The sequence below is a fragment of the Nitrospirota bacterium genome (assembly GCA_020851375.1).
GTDB lineage: Bacteria > Nitrospirota > 9FT-COMBO-42-15 > HDB-SIOI813 > HDB-SIOI813 > RBG-16-43-11.
Map to the genome: position 1 here is coordinate 1 of JADZCV010000021.1, position 10,270 is coordinate 10,270.

13 protein-coding genes, 1 tRNA gene and 1 rRNA gene are annotated in these 10,270 nt (G+C 44.1%); 12 read left to right on the forward strand and 3 right to left on the reverse strand.

Going from position 1 to position 10,270, the window contains the following annotated elements; all coding sequences use genetic code 11:
* Window positions 1–334 precede the first annotated feature (334 nt).
* The 4 genes from IT393_04325 to IT393_04340 all read left to right on the forward strand — a co-directional run bounded on the left by IT393_04325 (window position 335) and on the right by IT393_04340 (window position 3,154).
* Window positions 335–1,243: a replication endonuclease gene (locus tag IT393_04325; GenBank protein MCC7201877.1), complete on the forward strand. Its 909-nt coding sequence runs from the start codon at window positions 335–337 to the stop codon at window positions 1,241–1,243.
* Window positions 1,244–1,567: 324 nt separating this feature from the next.
* Window positions 1,568–2,056: a hypothetical protein gene (locus tag IT393_04330; GenBank protein ID MCC7201878.1), complete on the forward strand. Its 489-nt coding sequence runs from the start codon at window positions 1,568–1,570 to the stop codon at window positions 2,054–2,056.
* Window positions 2,053–2,334: a hypothetical protein gene (locus tag IT393_04335; protein ID MCC7201879.1), complete on the forward strand. Its 282-nt coding sequence runs from the start codon at window positions 2,053–2,055 to the stop codon at window positions 2,332–2,334. The genes IT393_04330 and IT393_04335 overlap by 4 nt, the downstream gene beginning before the upstream one ends.
* Window positions 2,335–2,386: 52 nt before the next feature.
* Complete coding sequence (locus IT393_04340; GenBank protein MCC7201880.1) at window positions 2,387–3,154, forward strand: FRG domain-containing protein; 768 nt, start codon at window positions 2,387–2,389, stop codon at window positions 3,152–3,154.
* Between the two features lie 51 nt (window positions 3,155–3,205).
* On the opposite strand, the gene IT393_04345 is transcribed toward IT393_04340, so the two are convergent.
* Window positions 3,206–3,712, reverse strand: a complete 507-nt coding sequence (locus IT393_04345) for a hypothetical protein (GenBank protein ID MCC7201881.1) — start codon at window positions 3,710–3,712, stop codon at window positions 3,206–3,208.
* Window positions 3,713–3,913: a CopG family transcriptional regulator gene (locus IT393_04350; protein MCC7201882.1), complete on the reverse strand. Its 201-nt coding sequence runs from the start codon at window positions 3,911–3,913 to the stop codon at window positions 3,713–3,715.
* A gap of 167 nt (window positions 3,914–4,080) precedes the next feature.
* Here IT393_04350 and IT393_04355 point away from each other — a divergent pair, with 167 nt between their 5' ends.
* From IT393_04355 to IT393_04365, 3 genes are read left to right on the forward strand one after another with little or no spacing between them, the layout of a single operon-like run.
* Window positions 4,081–4,368, forward strand: coding sequence for a hypothetical protein (locus IT393_04355; GenBank protein MCC7201883.1), 288 nt, complete (start codon window positions 4,081–4,083; stop codon window positions 4,366–4,368).
* The gene (locus IT393_04360; protein ID MCC7201884.1) at window positions 4,369–4,584 is read left to right on the forward strand and encodes a helix-turn-helix domain-containing protein; all 216 of its coding nucleotides are present in this window, start codon (window positions 4,369–4,371) and stop codon (window positions 4,582–4,584) included. It abuts the gene before it with no gap.
* A 37-nt stretch (window positions 4,585–4,621) separates the two neighbouring features.
* Entirely contained in the window at window positions 4,622–5,752 is a 1,131-nt protein-coding gene (locus IT393_04365; protein MCC7201885.1) for a site-specific integrase, read from the forward strand.
* Window positions 5,753–5,773: 21 nt separating this feature from the next.
* Here the strand turns inward: IT393_04365 and IT393_04370 are convergent.
* Window positions 5,774–5,862: transfer RNA gene (locus tag IT393_04370), tRNA-Leu, on the reverse strand.
* A 470-nt stretch (window positions 5,863–6,332) separates the two neighbouring features.
* Between IT393_04370 and IT393_04375 the strand changes: the two genes are divergently transcribed.
* The 5 genes from IT393_04375 to IT393_04395 all read left to right on the forward strand — a co-directional run.
* Window positions 6,333–7,757 carry a sigma-54-dependent Fis family transcriptional regulator gene (locus IT393_04375; GenBank protein MCC7201886.1) on the forward strand — a complete coding sequence of 475 codons (1,425 nt, stop codon included), beginning with the start codon at window positions 6,333–6,335 and terminating at the stop codon, window positions 7,755–7,757.
* The gene (ndk, locus tag IT393_04380) at window positions 7,757–8,170 is read left to right on the forward strand and encodes a nucleoside-diphosphate kinase (GenBank protein MCC7201887.1); all 414 of its coding nucleotides are present in this window, start codon (window positions 7,757–7,759) and stop codon (window positions 8,168–8,170) included. The genes IT393_04375 and ndk overlap by 1 nt, the downstream gene beginning before the upstream one ends.
* A gap of 34 nt (window positions 8,171–8,204) precedes the next feature.
* Entirely contained in the window at window positions 8,205–8,588 is a 384-nt protein-coding gene (gene gcvH, locus IT393_04385) for a glycine cleavage system protein GcvH (GenBank protein MCC7201888.1), read from the forward strand.
* Window positions 8,589–8,605: 17 nt separating this feature from the next.
* Window positions 8,606–9,790, forward strand: coding sequence for a tyrosine--tRNA ligase (locus tag IT393_04390; GenBank protein ID MCC7201889.1), 1,185 nt, complete (start codon window positions 8,606–8,608; stop codon window positions 9,788–9,790).
* 155 nt (window positions 9,791–9,945) lie between these two features.
* A 16S ribosomal RNA gene (locus IT393_04395) occupies window positions 9,946–10,270 on the forward strand; the annotation flags it as partial.

The window sequence follows — 10,270 nt, forward strand, 5'->3', positions numbered from 1 at the left end:
TGCCGGGGGCGGGATTTGAACCCGCACGGGCCTTGCGGCCCTCGGGATTTTAAGTCGCAAACCGCCCCATAGCCTACCCCTTAACAACTCCATAAAACATTTGATCTATGCGGATGTTACAGGAAGATCCGCTGAAATGTCAATACACGTGCAGAAGTGGCAAATGTGAGCAGATTAAACGCTCACAGGCACATTTTCAGGCACAAAATATCCAGATCACTGATGGGGGCCGGGGGCATACCCCTTCCATAGGTGCCATAGGGCGGTAAACGTGTCGTAATCCGACCGGTGGGGCTGCCCAACAGTAAGTGCTTCAGGAAGAAGGAGGTTTCTAATGGGTAATCGTTCTGAGAGATGTTCAAGATGTCTTTTTGAAGATTGTATGCTTACGGATGAGATGTCTCTGTATTGTGAGGTCTCCGCATCTCCGCAAGGAGATGCGGAGACCTCACCTTTCCTTGAAAATAAGGCTATAGGAATATCTCAAACATTATCAAATAACATCTGCCCGAATATGTATGGCTCTATTGAGGTCTATGATGATATGTTTGGCGTTCATCATGGGGTGGTAAGGGCAAGGAAATGCGGAAGATGGGATTGTCCTGTCTGTGGGAATAACAGGGTCAAGAAGATCAGGAAGAGATTAAAGGGGGCATTATATTATCGTTTCAGGGAGGTTCAAGAGTGGGATGAGTCTGACGGCTGGAAATATCTCAAGTTCCTTACCCTTACATGCTATCATAATTTTGATACCCCCCAGGAAGCATATAAGGTAATGTCTGAGGGCTGGAATAAACTCCTTACTGCCATGAAAAGGAAGTTCGGAAATATTGAGGTCTTTAAAGTTGTTGAGGCCCATAAAGATGGCTATCCCCATTTCCATATCCTTCTATGGACGAAAAAATTTATCCCTTTCGATTGGATACAGGAGAAATGGGTCAAGTATGGCGTGGGGAAATTCGTCAACATCTCTAATAAGACAAAGAAGTTTGAAAACATAAAACATGTGGTGAATTATGTTACCAAGTACCTGATGAAGTCCGTCGGTGATGCCGTAAGCTGGTTTAAGCGGTGGAGCCAGTCCAGAGGCTTTCTCATGAAGCAGGACAAAATAAAATGGTGGACAGGCTACCACCTTCATAAATTACAGGATGTAGAATGGCTTTATGAGGAAGTGCAGGCGGCTGGCCACTGGGCGGAGTGGCATAAGGATATGCGGGGGTTTACGTATTTGGCCTTATGACGTAGGCGACTGTATTCAAGAAGGTTCTTGTTTTACAAGGAATCTCTAATCTGTTATGATTCCCTTCAAGTTATACTATATGACCATTGAGAAGCACAATATGGTTGGTGGTGGATTTGAGAGATGTATTTGAATTGGAGGGGGGAGAAAGTAAATTCAAAGGATTAGTATGGTGCCTCAGGGGGATGGTCTAATTCATTGAAAGCATATTGTTATCTGAGAGGATAATGAATGTAACGAAAAAAGTTATGTCTTATACGGCACTTGAAATTTTATGATGTTATATATTGATCCATATAACCATAGGTAGTCGAGGAGAGAATCATGAAGACAATCAGCATCATCGTATTCACGGTCCTGTTGTCAGCCCATGCGTTTGGGCAAAGCATGATCACGCACTCGGATGAAAAGTACGGCTTTCGTCTCACTCATCCCTCAGACTGGACGGTAAAGGAGGCGATGACCGAGGCAACTGTATTCAAAGCGGTCAAGAAGTTTGAGGACGGTCAGTTTCTCATGTTCACAGTCAATGCTCAGTTGCTAGACCGTAATGACTACAGCATGACCGACTTCACAATCCAAGACATCACTGGCTTCGCCAGAAAGATGTACGGAGCGGACAATGTTAAGGTGCTCGACTCCAGTCATGGCCAAGTTGGACAAGAATCTTCCATCAAGCTTCTTCTCGAGGCCCGCCCGCCCAACATTCAACCCGGATCGAGTACTCAACCTATGTCATCAGGAAACGATATCTTTACACCGTCACGGTGTCCTGTAACAAGCAAATATACCAACAGTACGCCCAACAGATGAAGCAGCTTGGCGACTCCTTCACATTCACCGGCTCGCCGAGCCCTGCCGTAAGCGGTAGCGCGCGGCCTCAGACATATGACACAGGGAACTACCGACTTGTAGTGAAAGAGCCCGGAGAAAAGCCTTTGCCGGCTTTTCTTAAAGCGTTCACTGGAACTTGGCTCAAATACCTTGCCATCGGCATTCTGTTTGCCGCTGGTTCTGTGGTCTGGGCCAAGGTCAAAGGTAAGAAGAAGGGACCGGAGACGCTGAACCAGAGCGAGGGCAGCGACAAGTGATAGCCGCATGTACACGGCCATTCCTTGCGCGTCACGCTGATCGAAATAAAGTATGATTACAACAATAGAAGATTATAGAGAAGAAATTTTAAGATTTAAGAGCGAAATTGGCCAGGAACGCGTAGCCCTTTTTAGGGGGCAAAGTAACCATAATTGGAATATCAAATCATCGCTTGAAAGGCATGGGATTGAAATAATTGAATGTGAGAAATACTATGGAATCATTGATAGATACAAACCCCTTATTAATTCTCTTATTAAAACTATCTATGAAAGAAGGTCAACAAAAAATGGATATCCATTTGATTTTAAGGAATATGAAAAAGGATCGTGGGAATTGCCTGAAATGGGGTATTTAGCATATTTAAGACATCATGGATTTCCAACACCTTTGATTGATTTATCAAGTTCCTGTTTTGTAGCGCTATTTTTTGCATGTGAAGATTTTAATCATGAAAAAAAAGAGGATGGCAAAGTTTTTTTGTACTTTCCTCCTAAAATTAGGCTTGGAGGGAATGAAATTCCTGACTTGCGAAAGATTGGCAGGTACGTTGAAGCAGGAAAACGCCACGTTGCACAGCAGTCACAATACCTTATTCCCATTGTATATGATCCTGAATGGAAATTTATTACATTCAGCAAAGTAATTGAAGACCAAAAGAATGAACATGTGCTACGAGAAATTATAATAAGCAAAGATGTTAAAGCCAAATTACTGAAGGAATTAAATGAGATGAATATCAATAGATATACATTGTATCTTAATGAGGATGCGTTAATAAAATCATTGGCCGACGAGTGGGCTTTAGAAAATGCATAACAATCAGTATGAGTGAGTACACTTGTAATAAGGCACTCTGGAAAGTAATCTTTACTGAAATTTCTTAAATATCGTATCCAATGCCTTATAAGCCTGAGACAATATAGTTCTTGAAATCCACAGGGATGTTTTAGAAAGTTTATCGAGGGCTGATCGTGATTCGTTATAATCAAGGTGTTCAACAGCGGCAGACCATAACACGATACCTAAGGAGCCATGTACTTCAATTCCTGATAAGGTGGCAAAAATTCTTGCCTCTGTGTCATCAGTCAGAAACCATGTTGCATTAAGTCTTTTTGATAGAATGATTGCAGCTGCCTCCCCTGAATCCAGTAGGGCGGAGGCAGATAAAAGTTCTGCCTGAGAGGTTTCATCGGATGATAATGGTTCAACACGTAACCAGTCGGGTCTTTTATTTTCCCATTGCGGGTATAGCTCCTTTAGTTCGATGTCTACGACTTGGGGAATATAGATATCCCCCGCTTTATCAAGTAAATTTAAGAGTCCTGCTTCCTGGAGATGCAGGATAGGGCCGGTATCACATACGATAGGGTTCATCTATTTTCCAGTTTTTGCCTTCAATGCCCATTCAATATCTTCTTTCATGAACTGTTCCATCAGCTTTAACCGGTTGTGGCGGATAAACTCCTGTAATGCTGTACGCATGAGCTCTGCTTCATCAGTAAACCATCCGCTCTTTACATAAGTTTCAACCTCTGCAACCAGTTTATCCGGAAGGGGGACATTTATTGTTTTCATACCTGTTACCTCCTCTTATGCTCTATGGCCCTAATATATCATAATTATAATACCTGCTACAATTCACATGGGGGCTATTGTCAAGAAAGATAGGCATAAATAAATCTTGACAGACACGCTAACACGTGTTAACGTTAAAACGTTATAATTTAGGAGGATAAAAAAGGATGAGGAAAAAACTGACGCTAACGATTGATGGAGATGTTTATGACATGCTTACCGAGGTTCCACGAAATATATCATTATCAGAAGTTGCCACCTTCTTTTTCAAGGCTTTTATTACAGATATAAAAAGAGGGCGTGAACTATCGCAAAAGGAATTTGATGAGTGGGTTGAAAGCGATCCGCAGTTAAAAGAGGTCAGGGAATATCTCAGGGAACGCCTGGGGCCTTCGGTCTGGAAGATCGAGGATACCGTAAATGACCTCAAGAAAAAGGTAAAGAGAAAGAAATAAATGAGTCATAAATCTCTGCCAAAGACAAAAGAGATTCAGAAGAGATTGTTGACGGTCAAAGAGGCCGCCGTCTATCTCGGACGGTCTTATCACGGTGTAATGGGGTTAATCCATGCAGGGAAAATACCCTATGTGAGACCTGACAGACACATACAAATAGACATATACGATCTTGAGAGATTTATCGAGCAACATAAGATGAGTTTTACGGAATAGGCATTTTAATTTCCATATAGAAAGGGGGTGAGAAAGAATGGGCAGTATTTATAAGAGAGGGAATATCTACTGGATCAAGTATTACAAAAATGGGAAACCATACCGGGAGAGTTCAAAATCTGACAAGATGTCCGAGGCCATCAGGAAGTTGAAACTGAGGGAGGGTGAAATCGCGGAAGGGAAGACCCCGAATTTGAGGGCTGAGAGGACGACCTTTGAGGAGTTGGTAACTTTCATATTGAATGACTACAAGGTAAACGGGAGAAGGTCAACCGACAGGTTGGAGCGGAGTATTGAGCATCTTAAAAGTTTCTTTTCCGGTATGAAAGCCATCAGGATCGCGCCTGACCTTATCGAGACCTATAAAGTGAAAAGGATCGAAGAGGATAAGGCTGAGAATGCTACCGTTAACAGGGAGCTTGCGGCATTGAGGAGAATGTTCAACCTCGGTGCGGATGTGGGAAAGGTGATTCGTGTCCCAAAAATAAAGATGCTCCGGGAGCATAACAGGCGTAAAGGATTCTTTGAGGCCGATGAGTTTCTTGTCCTGCGGTCTGCATTGCCGGTCTACCTTAAACCTGTTGTCACAATGGCCTATTATTACGGCATGAGAAAACAGGAAATCCTGAGTCTCCGGTGGGATCAGGTTGACCTGGCTGAGGGGGAGGTCAGACTCGATCCGGAGGATACAAAGACAGGGGAGGCAAGGCTGCTCGTCCTTAACGATGAAATGTTCAGTGTCCTCACGGCGCTGAAGCGGAATAGAGACCTCCGGTTTCCGGAATGCCCCTATGTATTTTATACAGAGAAAGGGGGCAGGATAAAGGATTTTAGAAAATCTTGGGATAATGCCTGTAAGGAGGTAAAACTTGCGGGGAGAATCTTCCACGATTTTAGAAGAACGGCCATCCGCAATATGGTTAGGGCAGGGGTGCCTCAGCACACAGCACAGCAGATATCAGGTCACAAGACAGATTCCGTTTTTAAGCGATACAACATTATCTCAAAAGACGACCTGAAACGTGCCGCGAGGCAGATCAGTATCTATCATAAGGTCAGGGCTGAGAAGGCCCTTGAGCCTGTAAGGGAGTATGTTGGTCAGGATGTCGCCGGGCACAATCCGGGCACAATGGGGGAATTGGTAGGCACATGGGAGGACGAGGGGTGATATCTAACTCCTTGTTTTATCTGGTGCCGGGGGCGGGATTTGAACCCGCACGGGCCTTGCGGCCCTCGGGATTTTAAGTCCCGTGTGTCTGCCAGTTCCACCACCCCGGCTACGGTTACACTGAAAAACGCCCATTTGCGGCGTCAGGAATTGAGATTTGGGCTTCAACGTACCAGTAAGTACGCCTCAGCCCAAATCTCAATTCCTTCCTTGCAACTGGACATTTTTGAGTGTAACCGTCAGTTTCCTTGATGTGACTTTCTCATCAAATACCTCGTATCTTTCTTGCACCTGGGCATTTTTGAGTTTTACCTGGCAAGTTTGCTCAGGTTTCCTCGTCATCGCCTTGCCTGAAGGCATTTCTTGCGTTCTTACTTTAGCTGCAAATGCAGTGTCCTTCCTTGCAACATGAGCTCATTTTTAACACATCATGGAATTTATTGTCAATTGGCAAATAATGTCTGTAAATAAGAATTGTGTAAAAATTGCAGGAAATGAATAGTGAAGACTTGCACTATTTTTGATAATATGCTTTTATATGAAATTGACTTCAAAAATCAAGAAAAGGAGTGAGGGTAACATGGAAGACAAAAGGCTTAAAATATTGGTGATTGATGATGACCAGAGTATGCGTGAACTTCTGGAAACTATCCTGAAAGACAGATACATAGTATTTACAGCCGCCAGCGGAGGCGCGGGTCTGAGGACCCTGGAACAGAAATATATTGATATAGTTCTGCTGGATCTTAAACTTCCTGACATGGATGGTCTTGAGGTTTTGAAGGCAATTAAAGACAAGTATTCTGATATAGAGGTCATGGTTATATCAGTCCTGAAAGATATTGATGTGGTTGTCCGGGCCATGAAGCTTGGGGCATATAACTATGTAACCAAGGATTTCAACCCGGATGAGCTGTTGACTCTTATTGACAGGTTGCGTGATCACATGGAGTGTACTAAGGAGCGCTTCTATCTGAGAAGTGAAGTGGAACAACTGTCTGCATCGGAAATGATAATTGGTCAGAGCGCGGTTATGCGTGATACATATGATACGTTAAGTAAGATTGCACAGCTTCCCTCCACTATATTACTTCTTGGAGACACAGGCACAGGCAAGAAGGTCATGGCAAGGCACATTCACAGGATGAGCAATCTGGGAGATAAACCGTTTGTTACTGTTGACCTGTCGTCTATCCCTGAGAATCTTATGGAGAGCACGCTTTTTGGCCATGAAAAAGGCGCTTTTACCGGTGCAGTAAAACAGAAGTATGGAAAGATAGAGCTTGCAGACGGAGGCACCCTTTTTCTGGATGAGATAGGATGCCTTAAGTACGAAATACAAAGTAAGTTATTGCGGCTTATCCAGGATAAGGAGATTGAGCGTGTTGGCAGCAACAGAACGGTCAAAGTGGATGTCAGGCTGATTATTGCCACGAATGTTGACCTTGCTGATGCCGTAAAAAAAGGTACCTTCCGCGAAGACCTGTACTACAGGATCAATGTTGTCCCGGTCAGGCTGCCCCCGTTAAGGGAGCGTACAGAGGATATACCTGAGCTTGTCCGGTGTTTCATGAATAAATACAGCAAGAGTTTCAGAAAAGATGTAAATAAGATCACAGATACAGCCCTGAGTATATTAATGAATTATAAGTGGCCAGGGAATATTCGTGAGCTTGAAAACCTGATGGAGCGGCTTGTTGCTATTGCTGATAATGATTTCATATCGCAGGAAGACATTCCGGTTGATTATTATATCAATGAAAAGGTTAAAGCCGAGACTGAAGAGGGTCTGCTGGACCGGGCGTGCAAGACGTTTGAGAGGAATTTCATTTTAAAAACCCTTGAACAGGAGAGGTGGAGCAGGACGAGGACGGCAAATATCCTTGGCATTCCGATTAGTACGCTTAAGTATAAATTTAACAGGCTTGATATATATAACGTCCTTGCTCAGAGGAAGAAACTGTCGAGAAGGTCGCGAATTATCAGGGGGGGTGCTAACGCATGATGGAGCGGACGCTTTCACTTATTAAACCGGATGGAGTCAGAAGGAACCTTATAGGAGAAGTGATAAAACGTTTTGAGTCGAATAGTCTTAAGGTGGTTGCTGCGAAGATGCTATGGCTTTCAAAGAAAGAGGCGGATGGTTTCTACATTGTTCACAAAGAGAGGCCTTTTTATGACAGCCTGACCACCTATATGTCATCAGGGCCGATAATTGCCATGGTCCTTGAAGGAGAGAATGCCATAAGGAAGAACAGGGATCTGATGGGGGCGACGAATCCGGCAGACGCTGCAAAGGGAACCATAAGGGGTGACTTTGGTGAAGGCATAGAGCACAATGTAGTTCATGGTTCAGATTCACAGGCATCCGCAGATTTTGAAATACCATATTTCTTTGGGAGTATGGAAATTTATTGAACCCTTGAACCCTGCATTATTTGGAGGTTTTGAAATGTATCCGGATGATTTAAGGTATCACAAAGATCACATGTGGCTTCGTGCAAAAGGCAATAAGGCGGAAGTCGGGATCACGCATTATGCCCAGGAACAACTTGGAGACATCGTGTATGTCGAACTTCCAGCGAAAGGTTCCGACGTTAAGATGAACGCAGTCATTGGTGAGATAGAATCCACCAAGACCACATCTGCAATAGAGGCGCCTGTAGGAGGCAGGATCATTGAAACAAATAATGCCCTTGATGATACCCCTGAAGTCATCAATGAAGACCCTTACGGAAAGGGATGGATTGCAGTAATTGAGATGGGCAATGTTGAAGAGGTTAATCTCTTAATGGATTCCAAAGAATATCAGGATTATATTGAAGAGGTTAAGTAGTTTGAGCCGTAATCGCCATGGAGAAAAATGTCTCAAAACAGCTTGACCTAATAAAACGCGGCTCAACTGAGGTCATATCAGAAGATCTCCTGAAGTCAAAGATTGAAAAGTCCCTCAAAAGCAATACCCCGTTAAGGATTAAGGCGGGCTTTGACCCCACAATGCCTGACCTTCACCTGGGTCATACGGTTTTACTTTACAAGCTCAGGCAATTTCAGGAACTGGGGCATCATGTAATCTTTCTTATAGGAGATTTTACAGGTATGATTGGTGACCCGAGTGGTGTTTCTGAGACGAGGAGGCCATTGACACGGGATGAGGTTCTGTTAAATGCTGCTACATATGAGAGGCAGGTATTCAGGATCCTTGATCCGGCTAAGACAGAGGTCGCATTCAACAGTCAATGGATGAGCAGGATGACCGGCGAGGATATGATTCATTTATGCGCCAAATATACGGTGGCAAGGATGCTTGAAAGGGAAGATTTCAAAAAAAGATATACGTCAGGACAATCTATCGGCGTACATGAGTTCTTATATCCCCTTATCCAGGGATATGATTCTGTGATGTTAAAGGCTGATGTCGAGCTCGGAGGGACTGATCAAAGGTTCAACCTCCTTGTTGGGCGTGACATGCAGAAAGAATACGGGCAGGAACCTCAGGTGGTGGTTACTATGCCTCTGCTTGAAGGTCTGGATGGCATCAAAAAAATGAGCAAGAGTCAGAAAAATTATGTGGGCATAGAGGAGCCTCCACGGGAGATGTTCGGAAAGATAATGTCTATAGATGATAAGCTCATGATAAGATATTACGAGCTGCTGACATCGAGCGATATGGATGAGGTCAGGACTTCTCATCCTATGGAGGCAAAAAAGAGGCTTGCTGAAGAGATTATAGGCAGATTTTATGAAAGGGATGCTGCAGTTAAGGCAAGAGAGGAATTTGAGCATGTATTCTCCGAAAGGAACAGTTTGCCGGACGATATCGCTGTATATGCCATGCCTGATGACAAAAGGTGGCTGCCGCATGTGCTGACAGCATCTGGTATGACGAAGAGCAACTCTGAGGCGCTGAGGCTTATAAAGGAAAAGGCAATAGAAATAGACGGAGCGAAGGTATTGCAAAGCGATGCAGAGTTGCAGCCCGGACGTGAATATATAATAAAAATAGGGAAGAGAAGATTTTTGAAAATAATCTCTTGACAAATGATTTCGGTTTCTTTAATATTAGCTTTCGCCTTTTGAGAAAGGCTTGGTTCCTTGACAGGAGCAGGTTGGTTTGTTAGAATTGATGCTCTGGAATTGATTGGTCTTTGAAAACTAAATAGCGTGCACTTTTTTGAGCGGGTTTTATAGTTTATTCGGAGAGTTTGATCCTGGCTCAGAACGAACGCTGGCGGCGTGCTTAACACATGCAAGTCGGACGAGAAAAGGGTAGCAATACCCCGAGTAAAGTGGCGCACGGGTGAGTAATGCATGGGTAACCTGCCTTGAAGACCAGGATAACCCCCCGAAAGGGGGGCTAATACAGGATAAGAAAGGGGGGACGAAAGTCTTTCCCTTTTAAAGGATCCCCGCAAGGGGTAATCGCTTCAAGATGGGCTCATGTCCCATTAGCTTGTTGGCAGGGTAATGGCCTACCAAGGCAATGATGGGTAGCCGGTCTGAGAGGATGGCCGGCCA

Coding starts and splice junctions, on each gene's coding strand:
- ndk (MCC7201887.1), top strand. CDS start 7,757: ATGGAGCGGACGCTTTCACTTATTAAACCGGATGGAGTCAGAAGGAAC.
- IT393_04335 (MCC7201879.1), top strand. CDS start 2,053: ATGAAGCAGCTTGGCGACTCCTTCACATTCACCGGCTCGCCGAGCCCT.
- IT393_04330 (MCC7201878.1), top strand. CDS start 1,568: ATGAAGACAATCAGCATCATCGTATTCACGGTCCTGTTGTCAGCCCAT.
- IT393_04345 (MCC7201881.1), bottom strand. CDS start 3,712: ATGAACCCTATCGTATGTGATACCGGCCCTATCCTGCATCTCCAGGAA.
- IT393_04360 (MCC7201884.1), top strand. CDS start 4,369: ATGAGTCATAAATCTCTGCCAAAGACAAAAGAGATTCAGAAGAGATTG.
- IT393_04390 (MCC7201889.1), top strand. CDS start 8,606: ATGGAGAAAAATGTCTCAAAACAGCTTGACCTAATAAAACGCGGCTCA.
- gcvH (MCC7201888.1), top strand. CDS start 8,205: ATGTATCCGGATGATTTAAGGTATCACAAAGATCACATGTGGCTTCGT.
- IT393_04365 (MCC7201885.1), top strand. CDS start 4,622: ATGGGCAGTATTTATAAGAGAGGGAATATCTACTGGATCAAGTATTAC.
- IT393_04355 (MCC7201883.1), top strand. CDS start 4,081: ATGAGGAAAAAACTGACGCTAACGATTGATGGAGATGTTTATGACATG.
- IT393_04350 (MCC7201882.1), bottom strand. CDS start 3,913: ATGAAAACAATAAATGTCCCCCTTCCGGATAAACTGGTTGCAGAGGTT.
- IT393_04375 (MCC7201886.1), top strand. CDS start 6,333: ATGGAAGACAAAAGGCTTAAAATATTGGTGATTGATGATGACCAGAGT.
- IT393_04325 (MCC7201877.1), top strand. CDS start 335: ATGGGTAATCGTTCTGAGAGATGTTCAAGATGTCTTTTTGAAGATTGT.
- IT393_04340 (MCC7201880.1), top strand. CDS start 2,387: ATGATTACAACAATAGAAGATTATAGAGAAGAAATTTTAAGATTTAAG.